The sequence below is a fragment of the Rhodopirellula bahusiensis genome, from assembly GCF_002727185.1.
Taxonomy (GTDB): Bacteria; Planctomycetota; Planctomycetia; order Pirellulales; family Pirellulaceae; genus Rhodopirellula; species Rhodopirellula bahusiensis.
The window spans coordinates 141,758-156,208 of the sequence record NZ_NIZW01000010.1 but is presented as its reverse complement, the minus strand read 5'-3'; the positions used below and the strand labels follow the sequence as shown (position 1 = coordinate 156,208).

The window sequence follows — 14,451 nt, the reverse complement described above, 5'->3', positions numbered from 1 at the left end:
TCCAACATCACACCGAAGTATTCACTGAGTTTGCCATGATCCGAGATCTTGTTAGCGCACTCGACTATTCATCGTTTGCCGAACTGGCACTCGCGTTGTTCGTGGTCGCATTCTGCACCATGACTTACGGAACACTCCGACTTTCCCAAAAAGCAACTGATCGCTTCGCATCGATTCCACTGAGCGACGAAGTGGAGGACCCACGACCATGAGTCAAGTCACAAATTACGACAACGCTCCCAAGACTGATCACGCATACGACGGGATCGAAGAGTTTGACAACCCGTTGCCGGGTTGGTGGAAGTGGCTGTTCGTCGCTTCGATCGCGTTCAGCCCGTTCTACTTCTTGTTCTATCACAGCGGCGCAGCTGGCCGTTCCGTGGAAGACCGATACGGGATCGCGTTGGCCGAGAACACTCGCTTGCAGTTTGCTGAGATCGGTGATTTGACGCCCGATGAAGCGACCCTCGCCAGTTACATGAACAAACCCAATTGGGTTCGAGTCGGCCAATCGGTCTTCAAGGCCAACTGCATCTCTTGCCACGGCCGTGAAGGCGAAGGGCAGGTCGGTCCCAACTTGACCGATGAATACTACAAGAACGTGAAGAACATCGAAGACATCGCCAAGGTCATCATCAACGGTGCTGGTGGCGGAGCAATGCCGAAATGGTCCGATCGCTTGCATCCCAACGAAATCGTTTTGGTTTCTGCCTATGTCGCCACCCTTCGTGGCAAGGACATCGAAAGCAACCGCGGCCCCGAAGGCAAGACGATCCCACCGTGGCCAGAACCCATCGAAGAAGAACCTGAAACCCCCGAAGAATAAGCCCAAAGAAAATGTCCACGCGAAAATTGTTGCCGGTGTTTCCACCCTCGCCTTGCCAGGTGTGTTTTGCAGCAGATCGCGACGGGACATCCGGAGGCTCAGGCGGGAGCGAACCCAACGAGGCGTTGCTCAAACCTGAAGAACACGTGCTAAGCACACTCGAAGCCGATGGCAGTCGGCGATGGTTGCGTCCGAAGTTATCGATGGGCGAGTGGTGGAAACGCCGACGCGTGATCGCTTACATCTTGATGGTTGTGTTTGTCGCGATCCCGCATCTGCGGATCGGTGGTAAACCACTGATCTTGCTGGATATCGCCGCCCGTGAATTCACGGTCTGGGGCAAGACCTTTTACCCGACCGACACGTTGGTTCTGGCGTTGTTCCTGCTCAGCGTGCTGGTGTCGATCGTCCTGATCACCGCCGTGACCGGTCGAGCCTGGTGCGGATGGGCCTGCCCGCAGACCGTCTACATGGAATTCCTGTTCCGCCCTATCGATCGATTCTTTGAGGGAACGGCGGGCAAAGGTGGCAAACCCGCCAGCGGAATCAGCCCGGTTTGGCAGATCGCACGTTTCGGCGTCTACCTTGTTCTCTGCATGTTTTTGGCCCACACGTTCTTGGCGTATTTCGTCGGCACCGAGAAACTCGCACAGTGGGTTCGAACTTCTCCGATCGATCACCCATCGGCTTTTTTGGTGATGGCTGCGACGACCGGATTGATGCTGTTTGACTTTCTATTCTTTCGAGAGCAACTGTGTTTGATTGCTTGCCCCTACGGAAGATTCCAGTCTGTCATGTTGGACGAGCAATCCAAAATCGTGGCCTACGATCCCGTCCGTGGTGAACCTCGCATCAAAGGCAAGCGAACCCATGACGAGGAACAAGGAATCGATTTGGTCCGCGGAAAAGCGGCCGGTGATTGCGTGGATTGTCACCAGTGTGTCGTCGTCTGCCCCACCGGAATTGACATTCGTGACGGATTGCAAATGGAGTGCATCAATTGCACACAGTGCATCGACGCCTGCGACGACGTGATGCACAAAGTCGGCAAACCAACGGGTTTGATTCGATTCAGTTCACAAGACGCGATCGCTCGCAAACCAAAGAAAATGTTGCGGGCCAGGACAATCATCTATCCGATCATCTTGATCGGAGTTTTCTCGGGTCTCGCGATGGCGATCTCGAGCAAGAGCGGTTTCGACGCAAGAATCCTTCGTGGACGCGGGGCACCTTTTTCGCTTCTCGGAGCCAAGGAAGTATCCAATGCGTTCAACTTGCGTCTAGTCAACCGAACCGAAATCCCGCAGAAGTACGAATTGTCCACCGATCGTTCTGAGGTGCAAATCGAGATCATTGACGAGGACGCACAAAGTCTAGAGCCCGCCGAATCGAAACTCTTGCCGATCCGATTGAATTTTCCCTCTTCCATGACAATGGGCGACGGAAACGAAGCCATCGAACTGACGGTCAAAGACGACAGCGGAAACGAACGCACCATTTCAATGAAGGTCCTGGGGCCACGCCGGTAATCATGTCATCCAAAAACAATCCCACCCCAGTCATGGAAGAACAGCAACTCGCTGAACGTCGAGCCAAGCGATTCTACATTTCGCTGGTGCTGTTGCTATTCGCGATTCAGTTCACCATTGGCGGCGTCGCGATCAAACTCGCGATCGGTGATCCCGCTCTCGCGGTTGTCCCGGATTATCACCAAGCCGCTTTGAACTGGGATGAAACGCGTCGTGCATCCAGTGCGTCTGATCGTTTGGGCTGGGACGTCGATGTCATCGTTTCGAACGTTGCGGATGCCAAAGGCCAGCGTGCAATTTCGGTCGAACTCAGCGATGAACATGGGGAAGCCATCGACGATGTGAACGTCGCGGCCAAAATCTATCGGCACGCCGATGCCGCCGCGTATCAGACCATCGAATTGCCCAACACAGGTGATGGACGCTATCTGGCCATGGCGTCGATGCCGAAGCACGGACTTTGGCAACTGGAAATGAACATCGAAGGAGCGGGAGAACCGATGACATTGACCCGCACACTCGAATTGGAACGCTGAGATGTGGATGTTAGCCGGAGCCGTCCTAACGGCCAGCTTATTGGGCAGCATGCATTGCGTCGGCATGTGTGGACCGCTCGCGATTTGGGCCAGCGGTGCTGGTGAGAAACAACCGAAGTCGACCGTGATTTGGTCGACGTCGCTGTATCATCTTGGCCGATTGTCGACTTATGTTTTGGCCGGTTTGATTGCCGGCACCATTGGCAGCTTGGTCGAAATCGGTGGCGAAACGTTGGGCGTCCAGCTCGCCGCCGCCCGCGTGGTTGGCACCATCATGATGGCACTTGGAATCTGGAAGCTTTGGCAGATTGTTTCGGTCAATCGCGCCACCGCCAAACCGGTCGCGCCGTCTCGAATTGGCGGTGTTTTGGTTCGATTGCGTCCGCTGATATTCAAGCTACCCGTCGCCGGACGCGCACTCACGATCGGAATGCTGACAACGCTGCTCCCGTGTGGTTGGTTGTACTTGTTCGCCCTGGTTGCGGCGGGAACGGGCCGGACACTCGACGGTGGTTTGGTGATGGCCGCGTTTTGGTTGGGCACGGTTCCCGCGCTCACGGCTTTGATTGCCGGCACGCAGTCATTGTCCCGTCGATTCACCAAATTCATACCGGCGGCTGCCGCAGCAACACTGATCATCACCGGCGGCTACACCGCATCGGGAAGAGGCTTCGCGGATTTGAACTCTTTGACCGATATCCGAGCCAATGTGGAATTGGATTTGTATGGGAGCGACTCACAACAAACTCTTTCTGAGTTGACCGAGACACCGCTGCCATGCTGCTGTGCCGAAGGCATTCCCTGCGAAACGCCGCCGGAGTGATGACGCGTCATGCCCTCGAATCTTGATGCGTCCGCGAACGCAGATGCTTCGTCGGGTGTCGAAGTGACCTTGCCCTGCGTCCACTGCGGTGAACCCACCGACGTGCATCGCGATGCGGATCCCCGGACCGTGTTTTGTTGCAACGGGTGCCGCGGTGCCTATGAGCTGATCCATGGCTGGGGCCTTGAGAGCTATTACGGCCTACGAGACCAATTGGCAGGCGGAGGCCAACCGATCGATCGTGCTGGTCAACAATCCTCGGCGGACTCTTTGCAGGAACGCTATACAGTCTTCGACCGCGCAGACTACTTGGGCGCATCGCAACCGGTCGAACAATCCGATGGGACGATGGTTTGCGAGCTTGCGGTTCACGGACTGCACTGCGCCGCGTGTGCTTGGCTAATCGAAAACGTTGCGACGCGAACTCCCGGTTGGCTGGACGCTCGGGTGAAGATGAGTGAGCACACGATGCGTGTCGTGTTTGATCCCAAGAAGATATCGCTTAGCCGAATCGCTCAACCGCTCGACCGCCTGGGTTACGAACTCTCGCCGCTTCCCGAACACCGCGAAGACCACTTTCGTCAAGAAAACCATCGGCTGCTCATCCAAATCGCTTTCGCGGGATTCTGTGCCGCCAACGCGATGTGGATCGCCATTGCTCTTTACGCGGGCGAAGCATCGGACGTGGAAGCCGAGCATTGGTCGTTTCTTCGGTGGATGGGAACGGGACTTGGGTTGGGCGCGGTATTGCTGCCCGGCCGCACGTTCTTTCAAGGTGCTTGGGCTTCGATCAAAACACGAACGCCGCACATGGATTTGCCCGTCGCGTTGGGATTGACCGTCGGCACCGTCGCCGGGGTCATCGCCGCGATCACGGGGCAGGGCGAATCTTACTTTGACTCGTTGGCCGTGCTGGTGTTTCTGTTGCTGATCGGGCGATGGATTCAATTTCATCAGCAACATCGTGCTGCAAAAGCAGTTGACTTGCTGCTGCGAATCACGCCTCGGCATGCCCAGCGAATTTTGGCGAGCGGTCAAACGGAACTTGTCCTGGTCGACAATCTGCGACCCGACGATTCGGTGCGGGTGATGGCGGGGCAAAGCGTTCCGGTGGATGGAAACATTCTCGTCGGCCAATCATCCATCGACCAATCCTTGCTGACCGGAGAAAGCCTGCCGGTCTCAGTTCAAATCGGCGATCCGGTTTCCGCAGGAACCGTGAACCTTCAGAGTCCAGTGGATATCCGCGTGACCTCGGTCGGCCGCGAAAGTCGCATCGGGCAGGTCATGAAGTCGGTCGAAGAAGCCGCTTCGCAAAAAACGCCAATCGTGCAATTGGCCGATTCGATTGGCGGCTACTTCGTTGTCATCGTCACTCTGTTGGCCATCGCTACTTTCTTCGCTTGGTTGAGCGACGGATTTGGAATCGCAGCATCCCACGCGACGTCACTGCTGATCGTTGCTTGCCCGTGTGCGTTGGCCCTGGCGACTCCGCTTGCCATCGCGGTCGCACTAGGAAGAGCGGCAAAGCGAAAGATTTTGATCCGTGATGGATCTTCGTTGCAAACGTTGGCGTCCGTCGGAACCATCTGGTTCGACAAAACCGGCACGCTCACCGAAGGCAAACCTCGAGCCGAGTTTGTTGAGGGCGATGCATCCGCGATTGCACATGCCGCGGCAATTGAACGTGATTGTGAGCATCCGATCGCCATCGCGATTCTTCGCGAAGCCAACCGCCGTGGTTTGCCAATTTCTTCCAACGCAAATCTTGACCAAGTGCATGTTGGCGGCGTGTCCGGAAAATGCGACGGACAGTCCGTCTTGGTCGGAAGCCTCTCTTTCATGCAAGAATACCATGTTGGGCTATCGGCTTCCGTGCTGGTCGCGTGCGAGCATTGCACCGACCGATCAGCCAGTCCGAGTGTGATCGCGATCGATGGCGTGGCAACCTGTGTGCTCGCCATAAGCGATCCACTCAAACCGGATGTCGGCAGCTTCATCGAATGGCTGACAGACCGTGGTTGGCGGGTCGGGATTCTCTCCGGCGACCATCCGAAGATCGTCGCTCACGTCACACAGCAATTGGGTTTGGATCCATCTCAGGCTCTCGGTGGTCTTTCCCCCGAAGCCAAACTGGATCACGTCCGAGACCATTCGACCGGGTCAACGGTGATGGTCGGCGATGGTGCCAACGATGCCGCGGCGCTCGCGGCGGCGGATGTGGGAATTGCCGTTCGAGGAGGTGCGGAAGTCAGTCTGCAGGCCGCACCGATTTACATCGCCTCGGATAGTATGACCTCGATTGCCGATCTCATTCGAGCGGCACGACGGACCCAGGCGTTGATCCGCACGGCCTTCGCCGCCTCGCTCAGTTACAATTTGGTTGCGGTGGCCTTGGCAATGTCGGGACGAATCAGCCCTCTCGTCGCGGCGATCCTGATGCCGATCAGTTCCGTCACGGTGCTCGCACTCACCCTGGCATGGCCCATTTTTCGCGAGAAACGATCATGAGCGTTCTGTTCATCGCTTTGCCATTGGCATTGTTGCTCGGTGCCGGTGGGACGATCGCGTGCATCATGTGCATTCGCGGCGGGCAATACGATGACCTGGAGTCTCCCGCCGTTCGAATCCTCATCGATGACGAACCCAAACACAGCCAATCGAAGGCGGTAAAAACAGCCGATCCCGCCCAGCCCTCCCAGGATCACACGCCCTGAATTTTGAGCAAAACTTGGTGTACAGCTGGCCGATAACAGGCCTATGAAACGCCACGTTCTCAAATTCGCTCGCCCATCCGCTCCCGCGACTCACGACCTCGTGATCGCGACGCACGGGTTTCTTTCGAGCGGCCGCAGCATGGATCCAATTGCCGATTCGCTCACCGCGGCCGGCTACGAGACATTGGTTTGGGATTACCCCAGTCTGCAGGGGTCAATTCTTTCACACGCGAGTCGCCTGTCAGCGGTGATTCAGGAAGTGGTTTCGCGGCCCGACGTCAGTCGAATCCACTTTGTCACGCACAGCATGGGTGGCATCATCGTGCGAGCCGCGATTGCTCAGTCACGCATGGAAACGATCGCGAAAAAAGGTTGCGGGCGGTTGCTGATGATGGCACCGCCAAATCGAGGCTCTTGGCTGACACGACTTCCGCTGGGACCATTTGCCAGTCGGTTTCCACAGCTCGCTGAGCTGTCAGAAAAGAAAAACAGCCTGGTCAATCAATTGCCACGTCCTCACCGGATCGACGTGGGCGTGATCGCGGCTCAGAACGATTGGATCGTTTCCCAAAGTGCGACCCACTTGGACGGGCAACTTGATCACGCCGTGATTCCAACCTCACACCAGCAATTGGTTCAGCACCCACTGGCAATCGAGATGACGCTTCGCTTCCTGGAAGAAGGGCGTCTAAACGCAGTGGATCAGCAAGATTCGGATACAGCTTCGATACCGATTCGCCCGCGATCTGAAATCAGCGGGACGGTCGATACCGAGCACGCCGCGGCAAACCGTCGACGCGCTGCCTGATTCGAGGCAAACGAATCCGAAGCTTGAAATCACTGCTTGACGGGTTTCACATCCGCCGAAGGTTTGGGAACGGCGAAGAACGTGTTGGCCCGACGGACACTGTCCGGGTCGACTTTCTCAAGTTCCTTGATTGCTTCGGCGGCTTCGGGTTTCGGACAAGCCCGCAGGTAGTTGACCGCGGGAACTCGGACCCAGTTGTTGTCCGCATCGGCATCCAAGAACAATTGTTTGATGCGATCGATCTGGCTCCAGTCTTTCCAACGAGCCAAATCGGGAATCACCAAGTCGGCCAAATCGGGGCGATCGAGAATGTGGTGCAGCGATTGAACCAATGCACTACGAGCGATCACACCACCTTCACTGCCGTGAAACCGGAGGGCCATGATCGCCGCGTAGGTGTCGGCGTAGGAAGCCTGCTGGTTCTCGAGGAACAATTCGTCAACGACCGGCAATCCCTTCTCTCCCGCCAGCGTCAGATAGCAAGCGATCAGAGCGTCGAGCCCTGAGCGGGTGCTCTTCTGAGTGCTTCTCAGCATCCCTTCCAACATCGGCAGGTCTTGTTCGCCACCGCAGATACCCAACAGGGTCAGGTACAGGCGTTTGCGATCGGGCGACATCTCCGGATCTTGGATCCAGTCCACCAAAGTATCGTGATCCAGGGCGGATTTGATTTTTTGCACCACGTCGTACGGCGCGACGGCGAATTCGTCATACGCGTCACGCGAGAGCATCGAATCTTCGTCCTGCAGATAGTCGTAGTAGAACAACAGTCGCTTGGAGGGCTCTTCTTCAGCGAGCCGCGTGATGTTCTCGAGGTATTTTTCGCTTCGCGGCGTCAGCGGCAAGCAAGACCACTGCATGTCGCGGGGATCGACTCCGCTGAGCATGAACCGACGGCCCTTGGCCACATCGCCGAAGTAGACCGCGGTGACTTCCTGGCCGGCTTCCACGTGCTCGCCACCCTTCAGCACGTTTTCGATTCGCATTTTGATCTGCCCAGTGTCCGCGTTGCGAGTCAGATCGCTCTGCAATGCTGTGGCAACGACCACCGCGTCCATGACTTCCATCTCTTGCCGCAGCGTCTGCGACACGGCACTGCAAAACGGGCAGGCGGACGCGAGCGGACCGGTCATCAGCGTTCCGAGCACCATCACGCCGACGAGGACACGATTTTTCAGAGTGGTCATGAATTCACAAAAGGTGGGTGGGTGACTTGCGGGATACCGACAACTGTCGATGTCGCCGATCAATCAGAGTCTACGTTCCAGATCGGACGGTGTTCAAACCGCCCCTGACCAAAATTCTAGCACCTGGACCAATAATCGGAAACGAAACGACTCATCCTGATCGATGGGTTGTGCCGATAACTCCGATGAAACCAGTGTGGACTACACCACGCGGGAAAACCACGCGATCAAAAAAGATCCATCGCCTAACGCGATTCATACCCGGGGGGGAATGTCGGAATGTACCAACGAGCAACCATCTTGGCCGCAGTAGCGGTCGTCTTCATTGTGGGCTTTGCCTGCGATTCTCCACGCGCCGCCGCTCAAGGCTACGGCACACCCGTGGCGATGGGCGGTGGAACCCTTCCCAACGCAATGGGACAAATGGGTTACCAAGGCCAACGTGCCTATGGCCAAAGCTGGGGATCATCCGCCGCCAACACCGATTGGAACCGGATGTACCACTACCCCTACGTCTACTACCCCCAAAACTTCTGGGGCCAAGACTACTACAAGAGCAGCGACAGCTTGTACCATCGCTACCCAACGGAAATGAGAATTCCCGTCTACAATAAGAGCTGGCACAACTACTACCCGAGCAATCGCCGGTTCCACAAAGGACACCACTTCATTCTTGACACGTTCTAGTCGACCGTCCCGCCCCAGATCGCTCATCAAACAGCTCGATGCATCCACCGCTCGCGTGTGGATCATCGACGCTGCCGGTGACCTGATTCACCTTTCGCCCGCAATGGCGGAATGGCTGGGGGAATCCACCGAGACGGACGACTCGCAAACAGTCGAGACGATTGCCGAACACTGGGTCGACGCCCTGCGTCCCGACCCATCGATCCGTTTTCGCGGCCATCACACGCGGCGGATCACTCTTTCAAAACCACCGGGCAGTTCCAAAAATCCCGGCGGAAGCAGCCAAAGCGACACGGCATCGACCGAAGTCGCTCACTGGGTGTCGCTTGGTGACAGCGGATACACGGTTGGCTGCATCGGCGAATTTCTTCGCGACGCAGACGTGCCGCTATCCGATTGGCTGGGCGAAGGTGGCCTGCGTCAGGAATCTTTGCTTTCTGAATTGATCGCGAAGCATCAATCTTCCAACGCGCGCACCGCAGACATTCTGCCGGCGGGAGAATCGGATGCCGCCGAGTTGTTGCGTCATCGAGTGAACGCTGCGACCTCGATGCGATGTCATCTGGGCCTGTTCGCACCGACCAATTCCAGCAGTCGCGAATTGGCGTTGCGACTTCACGATGCCTCTGCGCCCGGTGAACCCATCACGATCGTTGATGGGGCCTTGATGGATGCGGAACTATTGGAAGCCTACGCCGCGCCCGCGATTCATTCGATCAGCCAAGAAGATGGTCATCGCAGCAACGCGACGCTGCTGATCGAACGTCTTGACGAGATGCCCGATGATGCTCAGTTGAAACTGACACAGTGGGTGGATGTGTTTGGCGACCACCTTCGACTGATCGGATTGTTGGATCCGGCACGCGTTGCGGACAATCACTCGCAACCCGGTGAACCCGACGATCCGCTGGACGCGCAGATCGCCGAACTGACCCACATGCCTCAAGCGGTCACGGGCATCGCCAAGCCGCTGATGAATCTGATGCGAGCCATGCCGATTTCGATTCCTCGCTTGCGGGATCGTCGAGAGGACATCCCCGCGTTGGCTTTGGCACTGCTTCGAGAGGCTCATCGCGCCAGCCAATCGCAAAAGCGAACATCTGACTCGGACCCGCCTCGCCTAGGCCGCGATGCGATCGACGCGTTGACAATGTACCCCTGGCCCAATGATTTCGATGAACTTGCCGAAGCCATGACATCGGCACTCAGCCGGGTCGTGGGCGATCGAATCGGTCGTGAGCACTTGCCACTGGTCATTCGGTCGTTTCGTGTCGGCCCCAATGCAACGTCGGAACGAGAATCGGAACCCGAAAAGGCGGACAACAACTTTCGAATCGATTCGTTGGACGACGCCGTTCAAAAGTACGAACGAGAACTGATCGATCGTGCGATGGACGCCTCCCAAGGCAACAAAGCCGAGGCGGCACGTCGACTGGGGATCAGCCGGGCTCGATTGCTTCGGAAGCTGGACGGATGATTGCGGCGGAGACCAAACTTTGGGTCACGGGGCCCGAATCCGAACGTTGGTTCGATGCCGTGCGAGTGATGTGGAGCACGGAATGCGAACCGGAAGCGTTTCCATCGCTCGGCGATGTTCCTCTTCGAAAACGCAATCTCCGTTCACCACAGCCACCCTCCCCCGAGGTCATCCTTTGGGCCGGTGATCAAAACGGGATCCATGAACTGGTCCAATGGCTCAGCGTTCCAAGCTCACCGGCCGGGCATCGCCTTTACATCGCGGCGGGTCAATGGTCCGATGCGGAACGTTCGGTCCTCCAGCGATTCGGTGTTCGCCTGTTCGTCGCTGAGTTGACCGACCTGATTGCGATCGAGCACGTCGTGCGAGATTGGTCGCTCCGCATTTCTCGTTGATCAACACAGCCTGCTCGCATTCATGACTTCCAACGGTGACACCGTCGCAACACGATTGACGGGCGTGGGGCTTTCCGCCGTCGCCGTGATCGGTCTACGAGGCCCGCGTTCGGCCAAGTGCGTGCAAGAGTGCTTTGTTCCCGCAACCAACGTTCACGCGGAAATGTTGGCCGGACAAGTTCGTTACGGGACTTGGAAAAGCAGCCCTGACGGCCCCGGCGAATCGATTGTCTTGACCCCGATGCACGACGGCAGTTTCGAGATTCATGGACATGGCGGAGAAGCCGCGGTCAGTGCCATCTTGGCTTCGCTGAATGATCGTGGTGTTCAATCGGTCGACGCAGCGGCTTGGCGGAATCCGGATTCCATCCTTTCATCCGAGGCTGAACTGGTTTTGCAGCGCTGCGTGACCAGCCAACAAGCCGCAATCGCATTGGACCAAGTTCGTGGTGAGCTGGTTCAGTGGTGCAAGCGATGGATTGAACGCATTGGAAAATCTCAATCCACTGACCAATCGTTGCCGAATCAAGAAATTCTGCTCGAAGAATTCCAAGATGAGGTTCAAACGCTTGTTTCAAACGGACAGCGTGGAGTTCGTTTGACGGAACCTCGACGCATGGTTCTGGCGGGCCCGCCCAACGTGGGCAAGAGCAGTTTGATGAACCAGATCGTCGGCTATCGTCGGAGCATCACCCACGACGCCGCGGGCACAACTCGTGACGTCTTGCAGTGCGACACCGTGATCGCTGGCGTCCCCGTTCGAATGAGCGACACCGCCGGCATTCGCGAAACGGATCACTTGACCGAGGCGGGTGCATCGATCGAGCGAGAAGGAATCCGCCGTGCATCCGTGGCGATTGAAACGGCCGATTTGCTGCTGGTCGTTTGCCAACCTTCGACGCTGAATCAGCTGGAAGCTTTTCGCCACTCTCTGCCGATCCCGGATCAAACCCACGTGGTGGAAGTGCTCAACAAAGCGGACTTGATTGGTGAGGTGCCGTCATCAACTGCCAAGACCATCGAGCATCAGACCATTGCGAGTTCCGAAGAGGATCCAGGAGTCGCCAAATTGATGGAGACTTTGGCCAGTCATCTCGTGTCAACTCTTCCACCTCGATGTTCCCCCGTCCCAATTTGCAAACGACAACTTGACCTGGCCGAACAACTTTGCGTGGCGCATTCACTGAGTGATGCGAACACAAAGTTGCGACAATTGTTGACGGGAGTTGCTCCATGACCGCTTCACCTGTTGAACTGATAGTCACCGACGAACTCCGTGAAGCGATGCGAGACTGCATCGCGGGTCGACTGCATTCACCCGTGATGCAGAAACTATCCAGCGGAACCAAAGCGGTCCTGAAGGACATCGCCGGCCTGCAAACTCGAGCGATGGCCACGCTCGGCCCCGCGATTCACGTGGGAGAATCGTGGTGGGTGACCCGGCGAGCGATCCAGCAATCGACGACCCTGCAAGTCGCTCAGTTCAAGGCGTCTTGGTTTGGCGATCATCCCGTGACGGACATCTGCTGCGGGATCGGCGGTGATCTGATCGCGTTGGCTCGACGCGGACCAACCACCGGCATCGACGCCAGCAAATCCGTCCTGTCCTTCACTGCCGCCAACCTGGTCACCGCCGGAGTGAACGCGAACCTGCATTGCCTGGACGTCATGGAATCGGATCCAGCCGACGTCGTCAGCGGATCGAAATGGATTCACATCGACCCGGATCGTCGTGCTGACAACCAGCGCCACGTCCAGCCCGACGCTTGGCTGCCTACTTGGGAACGTACCGAAGCGTTGCTCGGACAAACCGAAGGCGGTCTGGTGAAGATGGCTCCGGCAACAACGCTTGACGCTTCGATCGCCGAAAATTGTCACCTGATGTGGATTTCATCCGGTGGAAGCGTCCGAGAACAAACAGCAATCTGGGGCAACTTGCCGACGCCTCCCTTGATTCAGAACAACGGCAACGCTTGGCAAGCGGGCGGACGAACGGCAGTCGTTTTGAAGCATGAAACGGTTCAGAGCTTCTCCACTCGTTCAGATGACTGGACAACACCGGCAACAGCCACGTCGTCGGCGGAAGGCTGGATGATCGATCCTGATGGAGCCATTCGTGCAGCGGGTTTGACGGACCATTTTGCCCATTGCCATGAAGCCAAAACGTTGGGTGGACCGTCAGGGTTCTTGACCGCGGATTGGCATGAAATTGACAGCCAACCATCGCAGCCGAATGTAGCGATCCAGCATCTTGCCATGATCGCGAAAACTCGAGATCGGATGTCGTGCGATGACCGGGCGTTGCGGCGGTACTTTCGGAAAGCGAAGGCCTACCCCGAGATCGTCAAGGTTCGCGGCGTTGACATTGACCCCGCCAAACTGGGGAAGAAACTTCGCGAATGCGGCGAGACTCCGTTGGCATTGTGGATTGGCAGAAACGGCAAGAAGACCTACGCGGTTGTGACAGACCTGCCCGAAACCGTCCCGGTTTGAAAGCAGACGTTTCTCAAACATCCTGAGATCAGGACGTTCGCACGAGCAACCACGTTTCAATTATAGTGGTGCGGTTGAGACTTTCGGATCTCGGCTTTTCTCTTCTCCTTTTCGCGTCGGACCACAGTTTTATGGGCGTTCGTTTTGCTTGCCATGCGTGTGGGAAGCGACTGAACATCAAGAATGATCTCGCCGGACGTCGGGGTGTTTGCCCGTCGTGCTCGGTCCGGTTTCGTATTCCGACAGAAGATCAGCCTGAATCGATCGCGATTGATGAGGAGTCATCTGGCAGCCACCCACCCAAGCTGTCGGACGAATCAGATCCCGCGAATGTTCTCGATTCGCCAGATCCAGATCACGGTGGCGAAGCAGCCGATTCATCGTCCGAGCATGAATCGTATTCAGCTGGCACATCCGGCGGATCAACGACGATCGAACGCCCGAAGGTCGAGGCAAAAGCTAGGTCCGCGGCTGCAAAAAGCTCCACCGCTTCGAAAGCATCACAAGCGAACAGCCCCGCAGCAATCCTGGGCGATTCGACCGCCGTGTGGTATGTCCGACCGCCCAGCGGTGGTCAATACGGACCGGCCGATGGTCCAACGATGAAACAGTGGATCACCGAAGGTCGCATTGCCGACTCGGCCATGTTGTGGCGGGATGGTTGGCCAGACTGGAAACCCGCCGGCGAGATTTTGCGTCTGTTGAAACACAAGGGACCGTCGATCGAGACGGAACCAATGCAAAAAGCCATCCTCGCGACACCCGGCAACGCGCACCTCGTCGATGCAAGTTTGATCGACGCTCCGGCAAACCGAGACAAGGTCTCGATTCTTAATCGCGGCGGTCCACTCGATTCCAGCAAAAGCAAACGGTCGCGAAAACGAATTGCCGCGACGGTCGCTTTGATTTTGGTGTTGGTGCTGTTGGTAGCCGCTCTGGCTTTTGTTGTCTTGCGTTGAGCCCGGTTCTCGCT

The 14,451-nt window shown here is 57.1% G+C and carries 15 protein-coding genes; 14 read left to right on the top strand and 1 reads right to left on the bottom strand.

All coding sequences use genetic code 11. The features are described 5' to 3' along the window. Window positions 1-35: 35 nt before the first annotated feature. From CEE69_RS32845 to CEE69_RS14630, 8 genes are read left to right on the top strand one after another with little or no spacing between them, the layout of a single operon-like run. Window positions 36-212, top strand: coding sequence for a hypothetical protein (locus CEE69_RS32845; RefSeq protein WP_199169873.1), 177 nt, complete (start codon window positions 36-38; stop codon window positions 210-212). Continuing rightward, window positions 209-826: a cbb3-type cytochrome c oxidase N-terminal domain-containing protein gene (locus CEE69_RS14660; protein ID WP_099261374.1), complete on the top strand. Its 618-nt coding sequence runs from the start codon at window positions 209-211 to the stop codon at window positions 824-826. Before CEE69_RS32845 ends, CEE69_RS14660 begins: the two co-directional genes overlap by 4 nt. Window positions 827-837: 11 nt before the next feature. Next, window positions 838-2,355 carry a cytochrome c oxidase accessory protein CcoG gene (gene ccoG / locus CEE69_RS14655; RefSeq protein WP_099261373.1) on the top strand — a complete coding sequence of 506 codons (1,518 nt, stop codon included), beginning with the start codon at window positions 838-840 and terminating at the stop codon, window positions 2,353-2,355. Window positions 2,356-2,357: 2 nt separating this feature from the next. Beyond that, window positions 2,358-2,891 carry a FixH family protein gene (locus CEE69_RS14650; protein ID WP_099261372.1) on the top strand — a complete coding sequence of 178 codons (534 nt, stop codon included), beginning with the start codon at window positions 2,358-2,360 and terminating at the stop codon, window positions 2,889-2,891. A 1-nt stretch (window position 2,892) separates the two neighbouring features. Then, complete coding sequence (locus CEE69_RS14645; RefSeq protein WP_099261371.1) at window positions 2,893-3,714, top strand: sulfite exporter TauE/SafE family protein; 822 nt, start codon at window positions 2,893-2,895, stop codon at window positions 3,712-3,714. Window positions 3,715-3,723: 9 nt separating this feature from the next. After that, on the top strand, window positions 3,724-6,225 hold the full coding sequence (locus CEE69_RS14640) for a heavy metal translocating P-type ATPase (RefSeq protein ID WP_099261370.1): 2,502 nt from the start codon (window positions 3,724-3,726) through the stop codon (window positions 6,223-6,225). After that, window positions 6,222-6,431, top strand: a complete 210-nt coding sequence (gene ccoS, locus CEE69_RS14635; protein ID WP_099261369.1) for a cbb3-type cytochrome oxidase assembly protein CcoS — start codon at window positions 6,222-6,224, stop codon at window positions 6,429-6,431. Before CEE69_RS14640 ends, ccoS begins: the two co-directional genes overlap by 4 nt. Before the next feature lie 43 nt (window positions 6,432-6,474). Beyond that, the gene (locus CEE69_RS14630) at window positions 6,475-7,239 is read left to right on the top strand and encodes an esterase/lipase family protein (protein ID WP_099261368.1); all 765 of its coding nucleotides are present in this window, start codon (window positions 6,475-6,477) and stop codon (window positions 7,237-7,239) included. Between the two features lie 29 nt (window positions 7,240-7,268). Here CEE69_RS14630 and CEE69_RS14625 read toward each other — a convergent pair whose 3' ends face one another. Further along, complete coding sequence (locus CEE69_RS14625) at window positions 7,269-8,426, bottom strand: hypothetical protein (RefSeq protein WP_099261367.1); 1,158 nt, start codon at window positions 8,424-8,426, stop codon at window positions 7,269-7,271. Window positions 8,427-8,705: 279 nt separating this feature from the next. On the opposite strand from CEE69_RS14625, the gene CEE69_RS14620 reads away from it, so the two are divergent. From CEE69_RS14620 to CEE69_RS14595, 6 genes are all read left to right on the top strand, one after another. Next, window positions 8,706-9,113, top strand: coding sequence for a calmodulin-binding protein (locus tag CEE69_RS14620; protein ID WP_099261366.1), 408 nt, complete (start codon window positions 8,706-8,708; stop codon window positions 9,111-9,113). Beyond that, window positions 9,100-10,590, top strand: coding sequence for a helix-turn-helix domain-containing protein (locus CEE69_RS14615; RefSeq protein ID WP_233215238.1), 1,491 nt, complete (start codon window positions 9,100-9,102; stop codon window positions 10,588-10,590). Before CEE69_RS14620 ends, CEE69_RS14615 begins: the two co-directional genes overlap by 14 nt. Then, a complete protein-coding gene (locus tag CEE69_RS14610) occupies window positions 10,587-10,985 on the top strand; it encodes a hypothetical protein (protein ID WP_099261364.1) in 399 nt (132 codons plus the stop codon). Before CEE69_RS14615 ends, CEE69_RS14610 begins: the two co-directional genes overlap by 4 nt. Window positions 10,986-11,007: 22 nt before the next feature. Then, window positions 11,008-12,222: a GTPase gene (locus CEE69_RS14605; RefSeq protein WP_099261363.1), complete on the top strand. Its 1,215-nt coding sequence runs from the start codon at window positions 11,008-11,010 to the stop codon at window positions 12,220-12,222. Next, window positions 12,219-13,478, top strand: coding sequence for a methyltransferase domain-containing protein (locus tag CEE69_RS14600; protein ID WP_099261362.1), 1,260 nt, complete (start codon window positions 12,219-12,221; stop codon window positions 13,476-13,478). Before CEE69_RS14605 ends, CEE69_RS14600 begins: the two co-directional genes overlap by 4 nt. A 131-nt stretch (window positions 13,479-13,609) precedes the next feature. Further along, window positions 13,610-14,437 (top strand): DUF4339 domain-containing protein, encoded by an 828-nt coding sequence (locus tag CEE69_RS14595; RefSeq protein ID WP_099261361.1) that lies wholly within the window; start codon window positions 13,610-13,612, stop codon window positions 14,435-14,437. Window positions 14,438-14,451 lie beyond the last annotated feature (14 nt).